The organism is Parvularcula dongshanensis, assembly GCF_014199615.1.
Classification (GTDB): domain Bacteria; phylum Pseudomonadota; class Alphaproteobacteria; order Caulobacterales; family Parvularculaceae; genus Parvularcula; species Parvularcula dongshanensis.
The window spans coordinates 861,036-875,722 of the sequence record NZ_JACHOB010000001.1 but is presented as its reverse complement, the minus strand read 5'-3'; the positions used below and the strand labels follow the sequence as shown (position 1 = coordinate 875,722).

At 69.8% G+C, this 14,687-nt stretch carries 12 protein-coding genes; 5 read left to right on the top strand and 7 right to left on the bottom strand.

Annotated features, from left to right (window positions below):
* The first annotated feature begins 124 nt into the window (after positions 1-124).
* The 3 genes from GGQ59_RS04165 to GGQ59_RS04155 are packed head-to-tail and all read left to right on the top strand — an operon-like array spanning position 125 to position 3,160.
* A complete protein-coding gene (locus tag GGQ59_RS04165) occupies positions 125-1,801 on the top strand; it encodes a vanadium-dependent haloperoxidase (RefSeq protein WP_183816081.1) in 1,677 nt (558 codons plus the stop codon).
* 20 nt (positions 1,802-1,821) lie between these two features.
* Positions 1,822-2,280 carry a low molecular weight protein-tyrosine-phosphatase gene (locus tag GGQ59_RS04160; protein ID WP_183816079.1) on the top strand — a complete coding sequence of 153 codons (459 nt, stop codon included), beginning with the start codon at positions 1,822-1,824 and terminating at the stop codon, positions 2,278-2,280.
* Entirely contained in the window at positions 2,273-3,160 is an 888-nt protein-coding gene (locus tag GGQ59_RS04155) for an NAD-dependent epimerase/dehydratase family protein (RefSeq protein ID WP_183816077.1), read from the top strand. Before GGQ59_RS04160 ends, GGQ59_RS04155 begins: the two co-directional genes overlap by 8 nt.
* Here GGQ59_RS04155 and GGQ59_RS04150 read toward each other — a convergent pair.
* Positions 3,157-4,020, bottom strand: a complete 864-nt coding sequence (locus tag GGQ59_RS04150) for a hypothetical protein (protein WP_183816075.1) — start codon at positions 4,018-4,020, stop codon at positions 3,157-3,159. The two genes, GGQ59_RS04155 and GGQ59_RS04150, sit on opposite strands and share 4 nt — an antisense overlap.
* Positions 4,021-4,157: 137 nt before the next feature.
* Here GGQ59_RS04150 and GGQ59_RS04145 point away from each other — a divergent pair, with 137 nt between their 5' ends.
* Positions 4,158-4,694, top strand: a complete 537-nt coding sequence (locus GGQ59_RS04145) for a winged helix-turn-helix domain-containing protein (protein WP_183816073.1) — start codon at positions 4,158-4,160, stop codon at positions 4,692-4,694.
* 7 nt (positions 4,695-4,701) lie between these two features.
* On the opposite strand, the gene gyrB is transcribed toward GGQ59_RS04145, so the two are convergent.
* The 4 genes from gyrB to dnaN all read right to left on the bottom strand — a co-directional run bounded on the left by gyrB (position 4,702) and on the right by dnaN (position 10,037).
* Positions 4,702-7,122, bottom strand: a complete 2,421-nt coding sequence (gene gyrB / locus GGQ59_RS04140; protein WP_183816071.1) for a DNA topoisomerase (ATP-hydrolyzing) subunit B — start codon at positions 7,120-7,122, stop codon at positions 4,702-4,704.
* A gap of 154 nt (positions 7,123-7,276) precedes the next feature.
* Positions 7,277-8,401 (bottom strand): DNA replication/repair protein RecF, encoded by a 1,125-nt coding sequence (gene recF, locus GGQ59_RS04135; protein WP_183816069.1) that lies wholly within the window; start codon positions 8,399-8,401, stop codon positions 7,277-7,279.
* Complete coding sequence (locus tag GGQ59_RS04130) at positions 8,398-8,871, bottom strand: hypothetical protein (protein ID WP_183816067.1); 474 nt, start codon at positions 8,869-8,871, stop codon at positions 8,398-8,400. The genes recF and GGQ59_RS04130 overlap by 4 nt, the downstream gene beginning before the upstream one ends.
* 47 nt (positions 8,872-8,918) lie before the next feature.
* Positions 8,919-10,037, bottom strand: coding sequence for a DNA polymerase III subunit beta (dnaN, locus tag GGQ59_RS04125; protein ID WP_183816065.1), 1,119 nt, complete (start codon positions 10,035-10,037; stop codon positions 8,919-8,921).
* A gap of 408 nt (positions 10,038-10,445) precedes the next feature.
* Between dnaN and GGQ59_RS04120 the strand changes: the two genes are divergently transcribed.
* Positions 10,446-12,227, top strand: a complete 1,782-nt coding sequence (locus GGQ59_RS04120) for an SLC13 family permease (RefSeq protein WP_183816063.1) — start codon at positions 10,446-10,448, stop codon at positions 12,225-12,227.
* A gap of 44 nt (positions 12,228-12,271) precedes the next feature.
* Here GGQ59_RS04120 and GGQ59_RS04115 read toward each other — a convergent pair whose 3' ends face one another.
* Together GGQ59_RS04115 and GGQ59_RS04110 are read right to left on the bottom strand one after the other, a co-directional pair.
* Positions 12,272-13,987 carry a SulP family inorganic anion transporter gene (locus GGQ59_RS04115; RefSeq protein ID WP_183816060.1) on the bottom strand — a complete coding sequence of 572 codons (1,716 nt, stop codon included), beginning with the start codon at positions 13,985-13,987 and terminating at the stop codon, positions 12,272-12,274.
* A 13-nt stretch (positions 13,988-14,000) separates the two neighbouring features.
* On the bottom strand, positions 14,001-14,672 hold the full coding sequence (locus GGQ59_RS04110) for a carbonic anhydrase (RefSeq protein WP_183816058.1): 672 nt from the start codon (positions 14,670-14,672) through the stop codon (positions 14,001-14,003).
* Positions 14,673-14,687: the final 15 nt, after the last annotated feature.

The window sequence follows — 14,687 nt, the reverse complement described above, 5'->3', positions numbered from 1 at the left end:
GCCTGCGTGACGCGCATCACGCCATGGTGTCCGAAGCGCGCCTATCGCGCCTTGGCCGGGCCCCTGCCCGCTGGATAGGCAGAACGGGCGCCTGCGGCTCGGCGCGATCGAGGAGGGAACGGCCGTGACGGGAACGAAGGACCAGAACGAAGAACCGCGCCTGGCCGGCCGCCGCCGGTTGCTGCGCGGCGTGACGGCGGGGGCGGGCGTGCTCGCCGCCGGCGCGGCGCTGCCGGCGGCAGCGAAGGGCCGCGCGCGGGCGAGCCTCTTCACGAGGGCCACCCATCCGGTCCTCGCCGACAGCCCCTTGAAGCGCGCGAGCGACGCCTTGCGCCTGCGGCTCGGCCTCGCCCGGGACGCCTTCGACGCCCGGGTCGGCGCGCAGGCGACCAATGGCGACGAGGCGGCGCATGAGGGCTACTGCGCCATGTTCACCAAGGCCCTGCCGCACGACGCGCTCGGCCACGTCGACCCGCCCGCCTATGAGCGACTGCTCGATGCGCTGCGGCAGAACAGCGGAGCCGCCTACGACCGGATCCCGCTCGGGGGGCCGCGCAAGCTCGCCAACCCCGAGGCGGCCTACGACTTCGCCATGGCAGGCCTCGACGGCCAGGCGCTCCGCATGCGTCCCGCCCCCGGCTTCGCGTCGGAAGAGACGGCGGGCGAGGTCCTGGAGCTCTACTGGAAGGCGCTGCTTCGCGACCGTCCGTTCCTGAAGTTCGGCAGCGACCCCCTCGTCGCCCGCGCGGCTTCGGACATGAACGCCTTTGCGCATACGGCGGGCGGCCCGCTTACCCCTTTGACGGCGTTTCGCGGCGAGACGGCGGGGGACCGCGTCGGCCCCTATGTCAGCCAGTTCCTGCTGCGCGACGTGCCCTTCGGGAACTCGGTCCACGTCCAGCGCTATGCGAGCCCGCCCGCAGGGGCGGACTGGGGCACGTCGTGGGACGAGTGGCTCTTCGTTCAGAACGGCGGCGTGCCGGGTACGCCGGACCTTCGCGGCGCGCGGTTCATTCATGACGGCCGCAGCCTCGCCGCCTACGTCCATACCGACTTCACCTACCAGACCTACCTCAACGCCGCCCTCATCCTGCTCGGCCTCGGTCCCGACGCCGTCGCGAAGGACAGCCCGGCGCGCAGTTCGAAGACGACGGGCGGCTTCGTCAGCTTCGGTCCCGCCGACGTCGTCGACGCGGTCGCGGGCGCCGCGCGCGAGGCGCTCCACGCCACCTGGTTCCAAAAGTGGTCCGTTCACAGGCGGCTGCGCCCCGAGGCCTATTCGGGGCGCCTGCACAACCAGCTGACCGGCCGTCACGCCTACGGACTGCCCGAAGCGCTCGGTGAGACCGATGGCGTCGGGCGCACGAAGGCCCGGCAGGGAACCGCCCTACTCAGCCAGACCTATCCCGAAGGGGCGCCGACCCACCCCTCCTTCCCCGCCGGCCACGCCGTCATCGCCGGTGCCTGCGTGACCATGCTCAAGGCGTTCTTCGAGGAAGGCTTCGTCCTGCCCGCCCCCGTTCAGGCGAACGAGCACGGCACGGCGCTCTTGCCGGTTCCGAATGCCCTCACCGTGGGCGGAGAGCTCGACAAGCTCGCCGCCAACGTCGCGCTCGGTCGCGACTGGGCCGGCGTCCACTACCGGTCGGACGGCATCGACGGGCTGAAGCTCGGCGAGGACGTGGCGCTGTCTCTGCTCGCCTCGCGGGCCGCTTGCTACTCGGCCACCTTCGACGGCTTCTCGCTGACCCGGTTCGATGGCAGCCGCGTGACGATCGGCGCGGGTGGCCTCTCCGCCTGAGGCGTGGCAGACCTCAGGGCATGACCCGCGTCCTCCTCGTCTGCCTCGGCAATATCTGCCGTTCTCCTGCTGCTGAAGCGATCCTGCGCGACAAGTCGGAGAAGGCGGGGATCGACCTCGAGATCGACAGCGCGGGCACGGGGCGCTGGCACGTCGGCAAGCCACCGGACGCGCGGATGATCAAGGCGGCGGGCAAGCGGGGCTACGACCTCAAGACGCTGCGCGGGCGGCAGGTCGACACGGGCGACTTCTACACCTTCGACCTGATCCTGCCGATGGACACCTCGAACATGGCGGACCTCGAAGACCTCGCGCCGCCCGACGCGACGGCGAAGCTGCGGCCCTTCCTCTCCTACGGCGTGGGCGGCGACGTGCCCGACCCCTATCATGGCGGGCCGAGCGGTTTCGAGACCGTGCTCGACATGATCGAGCATGCGAGCGACGGCCTCGTCAAAGCGCTGGCTTCGCGTCGTGCCTAGCCTTCTTGCGATCGGGGCGGGCTACTCGGTCCGGCCGCTTCTGAGGCGCCTCGCGGACGAAGGCTGGGCCGTGACGGGCACCACCAGAAGCGAGGAGAAGGCCGACGCGCTGCGTTCCGAAGGCGTCACCGCGCTGCGCTGGGCCGCGCCCGCCCGGCTGCCAGAAGAGGTCGTGCGGACGGCGGACGCGATCGTCGTATCGGTGTCGCCGGGAGAAGAAGGGTGCCCCGCCCTTCATGCGCTGCCCGAGGAGACGCTGCGGGCCGAAACCCGTCTTCTCTACCTCTCATCCTCGGGTGTCTACGGTGACAAGGACGGCGCTTGGATCGACGAGACCGCGACCTGCACGCCCGGGACCGCGCGGGGGCGGCGGCGCCTTGAAGCCGAAGCGGGCTGGCAGGCGCTCGCCGCGCGGGTTGGCGCCCGCCTCACCCTCTGCCGCCTCGCCGGCATCTACGGGCCCGGACGAAACGCGGTGGAGAGCCTGTCCGGCGGCACGCGCGGCGCGCGGTCCGGCCTTTCCCAACGCGTGATCAAGCCCGGTCAGGTCTTCAACCGCATCCACCGCGACGACATCGCGGGCGGTCTTCACGCGTTGCTGGACGCCGACGCCCCGCCGGGCGTCGTCAACTTCGCCGACGACGAGCCGAGTCCGCCGCAGGACGTGATCGCCTACGCCGCGAGGCTTCTGGGTGTGGGCGCGCCCCCCGAAGTCCCGTTCGAGGCCGCCGAGATGTCCGACATGGCGCGCAGCTTCTACGCCGAGAACAAGCGCCTCAGGAACGATCAGCTCAGATCGCTGCCGGCCTTCGCCTTGCGCTACCCGACCTATCGCGAGGGGCTGGACGCCGCTGTCCGGTCGCTGCGCACCGAAGCCTAACCCCGCCGAAGGAGCTTCATCGCCGTCGCGCCGATCGCGGCGAGGATGCCGCCCGTGACGAGCGGGCGGCGGGCCTTGGCGTGCTTCTCTTCGGGCGTCGCCGCCTCGGCGGGCACGGGTTCGGACGCCGCCGGGGGCGCCTCGGGCTCGATCTCAGGCTCGGGCTCGGGCTCGGGCTCGGACGATGGGGTCGTCTCGTCCGATCCGAGGGCATTCGCGGGCGGTACGGGCGCCGGCGCGGCCGTCAGCGCATCGTCCGCCGCGGCGCCGGGCGCCTCCTCCGCCGCCGGCAGCGCCTCTTCTTCCGCGGGTGCCGATGCGGCGATCGCGGGTTCGGCCTCGACCGGCTCTGCGGGCTCGGGCGGGCTCTGCGTAGCCGGCGCAACCGCCGGGGTCTCCGGCGCTTCGGCGCTTGGCTCGGCCGCAGGGCTCTCGGCGCCTTTCAGGGTCGCTGCCATGCCTTCGAGCCAAGCGCCGAAGCGCTCCTTCGTCTGGGCATCTTCGAGCGCTTCGGCCGGGAAGTCCGGATAGCCCGTGACGCCTTCGGTCGAGAGGTCGCCGACGACGGCAGAGAGCTCATCGCGCAGCCCCTGCCGGGCGTCCTCTTCCTGATAGGCGGGCGCGGACTGGATCCAGCGCAGCGGCAGGCAGATCCGCGCGGGCTCGGACTTGAGCTCCAGCGCGACGACCGAGCCCTTGCTCGTCTCGGCAGGAAGACGAACGCCGAGCTGCCTGCCGTTCGGCGTGACGTAGGCCTCGCCGCCGAGCGCGTCCGCCTTCGCAAGGACGTCCCGCATGATCCTTGCCGAGGCCTCGCCCGACGGCGTCACGTTCGCCTCGATCCACTCCTGGACAGTCATCGCACGTTCCCTTGTCTCGCGAACGCAGCCTAGGCAGTCCCGGCGCCCCCGCACAAGGCGGGCCTCTGCGCCGGGCCCAAGGGCCGTCTTAACTTCGTCGTGGCAGGAGAGCGGCGGCCGGCACGAAGGGGGCAGACATGGCTTACGAGTTCGCGAGCGGCGGGGTGCGCTTCGCGCTGAGCGAGACGGAAGGCCTGGCGCGGATCGAGCGGCGTCCCGTGCCCCTCTCCGCGCGGCAACGCCGCCTCCTGCAAGTGCTGGTTCAGAACCCCGGCCGACTGATGACGCGCGAGGACCTGCGGGCCTGTGTCTGGGACGGCGAGGAGCTGGCGGACGGTACGGTCGAGCACGCGGTTCGCGCCGTCGCGGCGGCGCTCGGCGACGAGCCGCAGGCGCCCCTCTTCATCGAGACGTTGCCGCAGCGAGGCTGGCGCTTCCTGCCCGACGAGGCGGTCGTCCTCGGCAAGGCCGCAAAGGCGCGCGCCGAACCCGCCTGCGCGATGACCGACCTCGCCTCGCGCCTTCGCGCGGCGGCGAAGGAGGATCACCCCGGGCCGGTCGTCGAAGAGGCCCGGCGCCTCGGCGAGATGCGGGACCTGCCGGACCCCTACTTCGTGGCGCTGGCGCGCGGCGACCGCGAGACCGCGGCGCGCGAGCTCGAAGACGCGGCGTAAGCCTGCCTCAGATGTCGAGCTCGGCTTCGAGCGCGCGGCCCTGGATGAACTCGCGGCGCGGTTCGACCACGTCGCCCATCAGGCGGGAGAAGACGTCGTCCGTGTCCTCCGCCTCGTCGATCTCGACGCGGAGGAGCTGGCGCGCGTCGGCGTCGAGCGTCGTCTCCCAAAGCTGGTCGGGGTTCATCTCGCCGAGGCCCTTGTAGCGCTGTAGCGCGATGCCCTTGGCGCCGGCCGAGCGGATCGCGGCCAAAAGCTCGACGGGACCGTAGACGGTGGTCTCAGCCGCGCCGCGCACGAAGGTCGCAGGCTCGCCGAAGAGGGGGGCGAGCGGCCCCATCGCCTCGGCGAGGCGCCGCGCGTCGGCGCTGGTCAGGAGTTCCTCGGACAGGCCGTAAGCCTCGCGGACGCCGCGCACGTCGCGCGCGATGGTGAGCGTGCCCTGCCCGTCGATCTGGGCGGTCCAGCCCTCCTCGCCTTCGTCGGCCAGGCGGTCGAGGCGCTCGGCGAGGACGTCGCCCGTCTCCTGGCTCGCAGGCGACCCAAGGACACCGGCGAGCGCCGCCTGCACGATCACCGCGCGCGGGTAGCGGTTGGGGAAGGCGCCGATCCGGCCGTGCGCCGCGCGGGCGGAGGCGACCTTGTCGGCGAGGTCGGCGGCGACGAGCACCTCGCCGGAGCCGAGGCGGAGCGATGCGTCCTCGAGGCCTTCGCGGTACAGATAGTCCTCGAGCGCCGCCTCGTCGGTGAGGTACTGCTCGGACTTGCCGCGCGAGACCTTGTAGAGCGGCGGCTGCGCGATGAAGAGGTGACCACGCCGCACGACCTCCGGCATCTGACGGTAGAAGAAGGTCAGGAGCAGCGTACGGATGTGCGCGCCGTCGACGTCGGCGTCGGTCATCACCACGATCTTGTGGTAGCGCAGCTTGTCGATGTTGAACTCGTCACGGCCGATGCCGGTGCCGAGCGCAGTGATCAGCGTGCCGACTTCCTGCGAGGAAAGCATCTTGTCGAAGCGCGCGCGCTCGACGTTCAGGATCTTGCCCTTGAGCGGCAGGATCGCTTGGTTCTCGCGGTTGCGCGCCTGCTTGGCGGAGCCGCCGGCTGAGTCGCCCTCGACGATGAAGAGCTCGGACTTCGCCGGGTCGCGCTCCTGGCAGTCGGCGAGCTTTCCGGGCAGGGAGGAGACGTCGAGCGCGCCCTTGCGCCGCGTCAGCTCGCGGGCCTTGCGCGCCGCCTCGCGGGCGGCAGCGGCCTCGACGACCTTCTGGACGAGCTTCTTCGCCTCGTTCGGGTGCTCCTCGAACCAGGCGCCGAGCTCTTGGCCCACGACGTTCTCGACCACGGGACGGACCTCGGAGGAGACGAGCTTGTCCTTGGTCTGAGAGCTGAACTTGGGGTCCGGCACCTTGACCGAGAGGACGCAGGTCAGCCCCTCCCGCGCGTCGTCACCGGAAAGGGAGACCTTCTCCTTCTTCATGAGGCCAGAGGAGGTCGCGTAGCCGTTCACGACCCGCGTCAGCGCGGCCCTGAAGCCCGCAAGGTGCGTGCCCCCGTCGCGCTGCGGGATGTTGTTGGTGAAGCAGAGGACGCGCTCGTGGTAGCTGTCGTTCCACCACAGGGCGCCGTCGACGGTGATGCCGTCGCGCTCGGCCGTGAAGCTGATCGGCGCCGAGACGAGCGGCGTCTTCGCCGCGTCGAGGTAGCGCACGAAGGCTTCGATCCCGCCCTCGTAGAGGAAGGTCTCCTCCTTGGTGTCGACGTGGCGCGCGTCGCGCAGCACGATCCGGACGCCGGAGTTGAGGAAGGCCAGCTCGCGCAGGCGCCGCTCCAGCGTCTCGTAGTCGAACTCGACCATGGTGAAGGTGTCGGTCGAAGGCAGGAAGGTGACCTCGGTGCCGGTCTGTTGCGTCTCGCCCGTGACTACGAGGTCCTCGACCGCGTCGCCGCGGCGGAACTCCATCTCGTGGACCTTGCCCGCGCGCCAGATGCGAAGGCGCAGCCAGTCCGAAAGCGCGTTGACGACCGAGACGCCGACGCCGTGAAGGCCGCCCGAGACCTTGTAGGAGTTCTGGTCGAACTTACCCCCCGCGTGCAGCTGGGTCATGATGACCTGCGCCGCGGACACGCCCTCTTCCTGGTGGATGTCGGTCGGAATGCCCCGGCCGTTGTCGGAGACCGTGGCCGAGCCGTCCTCGTTCAGCGTGACCGTGACGAGGTCGGCGTGCCCGGCCAGCGCCTCGTCGATCGCGTTGTCGACGACCTCGTAGACCATGTGGTGCAGGCCCGAGCCGTCGTCCGTGTCGCCGATATACATGCCCGGCCGCTTGCGCACGGCGTCCAGGCCCTTGAGAACCTTGATGGAACCGGCACCGTACTCGGTGTCGGCGAGGATGTCTGAACGGGCGGCGGCCGCGTCTGCGGTCATAGGGAACCCTGACTGTTGAGGCGCTCGAATCTCTGGGTTCCAAGCTAGCCGATCGGTCGGCAAAACCCAAGCGTTACGAGGGCGAAACGAAGTCGCGCGAGCTTCGCGCAGCGTCTTCTCCATATAGGCATTTCGGCCGCGAAACTGAACCCCCTCAGCCTCGCTCCGTAAGCGTTCCTTCGGACACCGCGAAGGCCTGCGCCCGGGCCCCCCAAGCGTCGAACAGCTCTGCGTCCGTGCCGGTGAGGAAAGCCTGGCAACCGAGCTGCTCGAGGATGTCCGAAAGCGCCGCGCGGCGGTGCTGGTCGAGGTGCGCCGCGACCTCGTCGAGGAGGAGGATCAAGGGCACGTCCGCCTGGTCCCGCCGCGCCGCCGCGCCCGCGAGGACGAGGCCGATGAGGAGGGCCTTCTGCTCGCCGGTGGAGCAGAGACGCGCAGGCTGAGCCTTGTCCGTGTGCGTGACGTGGAGGTCCGAGCGGTGCGGGCCGGTCAGCGCCCTGCCCGCCTCGGCGTCCCTCCGGCGGCCGTTGGCGAGGCGCTCTTGGAACTCCGCCTCGACGTCCGAGGCGGCGCGGATCGCGAGCCCCTCTTCGAGGAAGCCTTCGAGCGCGACCTCGGCGCCTGGGAAGGCGCCCTCGCGCAAGCCTTCATAGCCGCGCGCGAGGGCCGCGGCGGTCGCGCGCCGGGCGGCGGCGACCGCCACGCCGCTCTCGGCCATCTGCGTCTCGAGGACGGTGAGGAGGCGCGGATCGGGCGAGCGGGGCCCGGTCAGCGCGGCGTTCCGCTGCCGCATGGCGTGCTCGTAGGCGGCCGACGCCTGCGCGTGGGCGCGGTCCTGGGTCAGCGTCATCCGGTCTAAGAAGCGCCGCCGCTCGGACGCGCCCTCGACGAAGAGGCGGTCCTGCGCCGGCGTCAGCCAGGACATGGCGACGTGGTCCAAGAAGGCCCCCGGCCCGGAGGCGGGCTGGCCGTCCACCCGCGCCTCGCGCCGCTCGGGCCGCGGCGGCGCGGATCGGATGGAGAGGCGCGTCTCGTCCGGGTCCGCATCGGTCCCGAGGCTAACCCCGACGCCGAAGCCGTCCGCTCCCTGACGACGGACGTCGGACAGGCGCGCGGAGCGCAGGCCCCGCCCCGGCGAGAGGAGGCTGATCGCCTCCAGAAGGTTCGTCTTGCCCGAACCGTTGGGGCCGGTGAGGACGACCGAGCGCCCGTCGAAGCGCTGGTCGAGGGCGGCGTAGGAGCGGACGTTCTGGAGGGTGAGGCGGCGGATGGCTGTCAAAGCTTAATTGGATCTGCTTCTGGATGGCCGTTCCAGTCGAAGCACCGCTGTTCGCTCATCGCTTCATTCAAGACCGCACTGACCCATACATGCTCTTCAAATGATTTTTTCTGTCCTGTCGTAGCCTGAACTTCGGCTTCGTTCAGGAACCGGTCTGTACGAACCTGAAAATTGTTATACCGATCATAACTCAGCACGACTTCGTCGTCGTTCGCCCAGACTGCCTCGATGCACGGCATAAAGAGGCCCCGCACGACTGGTTTGGACTTCGCCAAACCGGCTGGTGTCAGGTCGCAATCAATATACTCCACAAAAAGCGTGCGGTATCGGTAGCTAGCGACTGGACCTCCACCACCCTCGATAGCAAATACTATCGCACGAGTCCTATCCGGACTGGGAACGATGGAGACAACTCTTCCATCGCGAATGGATGGCGAGTTTAAAAGAGCGTACGCCAGCGCTGCGCTCAACGACACGCCGACAAGCAGAAAGATTGTTCCTACAGGCCGGAGTTTCATCAAACCCGCAGCGGCATCAGCACGTAGAGCGCCCGCGCGTCCTCTTCGTCCTGCACCACCGTGGGGCTCGCCGGGTCGTTGAGCTTGAAGGTCGCGGTCTCGCCGTCGATCTGGCCGGAGATGTCGAGGAGGTAGCGGGCGTTGAAGCCGATCTCCATCTCGTCCGCCGGGTAGTCGACAGGCAACTCCTCGGTCGCGGTCCCGGTCTCGGGGTTGTTGACCAGAAGCTCGAGCTTGTCGCCGCCGATCGAGAGCTTCACCGAGCGGGTCTTGTCCGCCGACACGGTAGAGACGCGGTCGACCGCGCGGGCGAAGTCGGCGTTGTCGACGCGCATGATCTTGTCGTTCCCCGCCGGGATTACGCGCTGATAGTCCGGGAACGTCCCGTCGATCAGCTTCGAGGTGAGGACGACGTCCCCGCTCGAGAAGCGGATCTTGGAGGCCGAGACCGTCACCATCACCTCGTCCTCGGCATCGTCCAAGAGCCGGCGAAGCTCGAGCACGGCCTTTCGCGGCACGATCACGCCGGGCATGGCGTCCGCGCCCTCGGGCAGCGGCGCGTCGAGCCGGGCGAGGCGGTGTCCGTCCGTCGCGACCGCACGGAGGGATTTCTGCCCCGCCTCGTCGCTGGCGTGCAGGTAGATGCCGTTGAGGTAGTAGCGCGTCTCCTCCTGGCTCATCGCGAAGCGGGTCTTGTCGATGAGGCGGCGGAGGTCGGACGCGGGCGCGGTGAAGCTCGTGCCCTTCTCGTCCGTCTGGATCTGCGGGAAGTCGGCTTCGGGAAGGACGGCGAGCGTGAACTCGGACCGCCCAGCGGTGAGGCGCAGGCGCCCGCCCTGCCCGCCCGTCTCGAGACCCACCTGCGTGCCGTCCGGCAGCTTGCGCACGATGTCGAAGAGCGTGACGGCGGAGGCCGTGACCGCGCCGTCGATTTCGACGTCGGCGGGCACCTGCTCGACCACCTCGATGTCGAGGTCGGTCGCGGTGAGGGAGAGCGTTCCGCCATCGCCCCGCATCAGGACGTTCGACAGGATCGGGATCGTGTTGCGCCGCTCCACGACGGACTGCACGTGGCCGAGCGCTTTGAGGAGCGTGCCGCGTTCGATGGTGACCTTCATGGCGCTCGGGCCCTCCAGCGCTGTCGCTTAAGTGAATCGGGGGACGAGACTAAGCACAGCCGCGCGAGGCGCGCCAGCACATCGCTACTCGGGGGAAGGTGGGCCTCCCCGGTCAGGGAGAGAGGAAGACCGGGGAGGCCGAGCCTGCCGGGGCGGCCCGCCGCGCAAGGGGGGAGAGGGAAGCGCGGCTAGCCGAACGCCCCGGCAGGGGAGCCGTGATTGCTCAATCGGCTGCCGGTGGCAAGAACACCGACCCCTCTGCGCATCACGAATTGTTACCGCTAACAGAAACGTTATGAACCCGAGCGTGGCGGCTCCCGACAAATTGTCAGGTGTCCGGCTTCCGTTCCGTCTAAACCGGCGCGTCCTACATCGCGCGCCCCGGCGCCCGGCTTCCCGGAAGGCTGCTTGTCCCCTCTTCTCGATGCGCTCTCCGAGCACCGTGCCGTCATCGCGATCGGCCTCGTCGTCCTCCTCCTGATCGGCTTCGTCCGCGAGCGCATGCCGCCTTCGGTGACGGCTGCCGCGGGCGCCGCGCTGTTCCTGGCGTTCGGCCTGACGCCCGTCGATCAGGCGATGGGCGTGTTCTCGAACGAAGCGCCGATCGCCATCGCGGCGCTCTTCATCCTCTCCGGCGCGCTGGTCCGTACAGGCGCGCTCGAAGCCGTCGCGTCACGCACGCTGGCGCTGTCGAAGACACGCCCCCGTCTTGCCATCGGACTCCTCTTCGGCGGGACGTTCCTGGCGTCGGCCTTCATGAACAACACCCCCGTGGTGATCGTCACGATCCCGATCGCGACGGCGCTGGCGGCCTCTCTCGGGGCATCGCGCAAGCGGTTCCTGATCCCGCTCTCCTACATCGTCATCCTCGGCGGCACCTGCACCTTGATCGGCACGTCGACCAACCTGCTCGTCGATGGGGTCCTGCGCGCACGCGGCCTCGAAGGGTTCGGCGTCTTCGAGATGACGGGCGTCGGCCTGATCGCGGCGGCGGCGGGCATGGCGACGCTCGGCGTCTTGGGGCGCTGGCTTCTTCCCGGTGGCCATGACGGCGACACCGTGGCCGAGGAGCCCTCCGCCATCCTCAGCGAGCTTCGCGTGCGAGAGGGCGCGAAGGTGGTCGGCAGCCCGCTTGCGGGCTTGCGGGCGCTCGCGCCTCGAGGGGTCAACCTCGTCGCCGCCTACAGGGGCAGCGAGCGGCTCGACCAGATGCCGGGCGCCGTGCTGCAGGCGAAGGACCGGCTGATCATCCGTGCGACCGAAGCCGAGCTTCTCACCCTCCTCGCCTCGCCCGACTTCGAAACGGGCCTCGCCATCCGCACGCCCAGCACCGCGCCGCTCGAGACGGTGACGCTGACCCTCGCCGCCAACGATCCCGCCGTCGGCGGTCCCCTGCGCAGCGCGCCCTTCGCCTCGCGCCTGCCGGTGCGCATCCTCGGGGCGGCGCGGCACCGCCACCTCGCAGGGCCCGACATGGCGAACCTGATCCTCAAGGCCGGAGACCAGCTGTGGGTTCAGGCGACCGCCAACACGGTGAGGATCCTGCGCGAATCGCCGACGCTGATCGTCTCGGGCCCGCCGACGCAGTTCGCGTTTCGCCGGGAACGGGTCGCCCTCGCGGCGATCGTCATGATCGGCGTCGTCGCGCTGGCGGCCTTCGGCGTGATGCCGATCTCGGCGCTCGCCCTGATCGGCGCCGCCTTGATCCTCTACCTGCGCTGCGTCGACGCCCAGGAAGCGTGGCGCTCGATCGACATGGACGTCCTGGTCCTCATCTTCGCCATGCTGATCATCGGACGGGGCCTGGAGGCATCGGGTTCGGTCGCGTTGATCGTGGACGCGCTGACCCCCTGGCTCGCGGACCGTTCGCCCTTCTTCCTCCTTCTCGGTGTCTACGCGCTGACGTCCTTCCTGACGGAGCTCGTCACCAACAACGCGGTCGCGGTGATCATGACGCCGCTCGTGATCGGCCTCGCCGCCGCCCTCGGCATTGAGCCTCATCCCCTCGTCCTCGCCGTGATGTTCGCCGCGAGCGCGAGCTTCGCGACGCCGGTCGGCTATCAGACGAACACGCTCGTCTACTCGGCGGGCGGCTACCGGTTCTCGGACTTCCTGAAGGTCGGGGTGCCGATGAACCTCACGGTCGGCATCGCGACCTGCGGCGCCATCGCGGCGTTCTACAGGTTCTAGGAGGCGAGCCGCGGCACCGCTGACGCGGCGCCGCGGCGAGACCGCTAGGCCGGGACCGGCGAGAGGGAGGGCGAGCCGCCATCGGGGGCCGCCACCTCCGCCGCGAGCTTCAGCGCGTCGAGCCTGGTCGCTTCGCGCCAGCCGGGCTGCAGCCCGGCATCGGCGCCGAGGCCTTCGAGCTGCGCTGCGACGGTGGCGTTCACGCCGCAGGCGAAGACCGCCTTGCGGGCGTCCGTCGCGTCGGTGACGATCGACTCGACCGCCCTCGCCGCCGAGACGTCGACGCGCGGCGCGCGGGAGAAGTCGAGGACGAGGGCGGTGCGCTCCCGCGCCCGGTCGCGCACCTTGTGGGCGAGGTCGGCCGCGGCGCCGAAGCTCAAGGGGCCGTCGAAGGCGAAGACCTGGATGCGGCCGTGGGCCGCCTTCATGATCGCTTCCTCCTCCACGGTCAGCGGCGTGACGACGTGCTCGCCGAACTCCTGGAGCTGCTGGTCGGCGACCCCCTTCACGAAGGCCAGGGCAGCGAGGAATACGCCGATGCCGACCGCCGTGATGAGGTCTACGAAGACCGTCACCAGAAGGACGAGCGCCATCAGCAGGAGGTCCCACCGCGGACCCCTATGCGCCCGCTTGATGTAGGCGAAGTCGATGATGTCCCAGCCCACCTTGATCAGGATGCCGGCGAGAACGGCATGCGGGATCTGCCGCGCGAGCGGCGCGAGGGCGAGGACGACCGCCAGCAGGAGGAGGCCGTGCACCATGCCCGACAGGCGGGTGACGCCGCCGGTCTTGATGTTGACCATCGTCCGCATGGTCGCGCCCGCCCCGGGGATCGCGCCGAAGAGGCCGGCGACTGAGTTGCCGATGCCCTGCCCGATCAGCTCCCGGTTGGAATCGTGCCGGGTCCTCGTCGCGTTGTCGGCGACGAGGCTCGTCAGCAGGCTGTCGATCGCGCCCAAGACGGCGAGGATGATCGCGGCTTCGACGACCAGGAAGGCCGTGGACCGGTCGACGGAGGGCAGCACGAACTCGGGCAGGCCGACGATGAGGTCGGCGCCGAGGATCGGCACGTCGAGGAGAAGCCCGATCAGCGTGCCGACGATGAGGGCCGCGAGCGCGCCGGGGATGAACCGCCCGATCGCCTTCGGCCAGAAGAACACCATGGCGAGGGTGAGAAGACCAAGCGCGAAGGCGGCGAAGTTAGGGTCCGAAACGGCCCCTGGGATCGCCTGAACGGCGGCGATCGTGCCCCCGCCCGCAGGCTCCGAGCCCAAAAGGCGGCTTGCCTGCAGAAGGATGATGATCACCCCGATCCCCGACATGAAGCCGGAGATGACGGGATAGGGGACGAGCCGTATCGTCTCGCCGAGGCGGAAGGCGCCCATCAGGATCTGGAGGATCCCCGCCAGGACGACGGCGGTGAAGACGACGCCCGCCACCTCCCCGAAGGGCAGGACGCCCTGATTGGTCATCTCGCCGACGAGGCCCGCGAAGACGACGACCATCGGCCCCGTCGGCCCCGTGATCTGCGTCTGCGTGCCGCCGAAGAGGGCGGCGAAGAAGCCGGTGAAGATCGCGCCCCAGAGCCCCGCAATGGGTCCGGCGCCCGACGCCTCGCCGAAAGCGAGCGCGAGCGGCAGGGCGACGATGCCGGCGGTGATGCCGCCGTAAAGGTCGCCCTTGAGGAAGCGGAAGTCGAAGTAGCCCTTCGGCGCCGAGGGTAGAGTGCCGGCGCTGGCGCCGGTCGCGCTGTTGGTCATCTTGGCCGTTCCCTCAATGATCTTGAGCGGTCACTTGCGCCGCGTACTCCGCCACCTCGTTCTTGTAGCGCTCGGCCACCGGCTCGAAGCGCTCGTCGTTCTCGTCCCAGGCGACGACCTCGCCGGATGCGATGTCGTAGACCCAGCCGTGAAGCTGCACCCGGCCCGCCGCGAGGGCGGCGGCGACGTAAGGGTGCGTCTTGAGGTGGGTGAGCTGAAGAAGGACGTTCTGCTCGATGAGAAGGCGCATCTTCTCTTCGTCCGACTTGCCCTGCCCGAGCTCCTGCACGGTCTGCACGGCCGCGCGGGCATAGGCGAGCCACTCGGCGACGTGCGGCAGGCCGCCCAGCGTCTCGGGCGCCATCGCGCCCGCCATCGCGCCGCAGCCCGTGTGGCCGCAGACGACGATGTGCTTCACCTTGAGGGCGGCGACCGCGTACTCGATCGTCGCGGTCGTGCCGCCTGTGTGAAGGGTATGCGGGGGGACGATGTTGCCGGCGTTCCGGACGATGAAGATCTCGCCGGGCTCGGTCGAGGTCATCAGGTTGGGGCTGATCCGGCTGTCCGAGCAGGTGATGAACAGGGCCTCGGGCTCCTGGCCCGTGGAGAGCTGATCGTAGAGCTCGCGGCGTTTCGGGAACGCCTCTTGCTGGAACTTCACGACACCGGCGGCGATGCGGGGCATACGGGTTTTCTCCTG

What these genes read in the sequence shown, in the direction of transcription:
- GGQ59_RS04160 (WP_183816079.1), top strand. Translation starts at nt 1,822, where the DNA reads ATGACCCGCGTCCTCCTCGTCTGCCTCGGCAATATCTGCCGTTCTCCT.
- GGQ59_RS04150 (WP_183816075.1), bottom strand. Translation starts at nt 4,020, where the DNA reads ATGACTGTCCAGGAGTGGATCGAGGCGAACGTGACGCCGTCGGGCGAG.
- GGQ59_RS04145 (WP_183816073.1), top strand. Translation starts at nt 4,158, where the DNA reads ATGGCTTACGAGTTCGCGAGCGGCGGGGTGCGCTTCGCGCTGAGCGAG.
- gyrB (WP_183816071.1), bottom strand. Translation starts at nt 7,122, where the DNA reads ATGACCGCAGACGCGGCCGCCGCCCGTTCAGACATCCTCGCCGACACC.
- dnaN (WP_183816065.1), bottom strand. Translation starts at nt 10,037, where the DNA reads ATGAAGGTCACCATCGAACGCGGCACGCTCCTCAAAGCGCTCGGCCAC.
- GGQ59_RS04115 (WP_183816060.1), bottom strand. Translation starts at nt 13,987, where the DNA reads ATGACCAACAGCGCGACCGGCGCCAGCGCCGGCACTCTACCCTCGGCG.
- GGQ59_RS04110 (WP_183816058.1), bottom strand. Translation starts at nt 14,672, where the DNA reads ATGCCCCGCATCGCCGCCGGTGTCGTGAAGTTCCAGCAAGAGGCGTTC.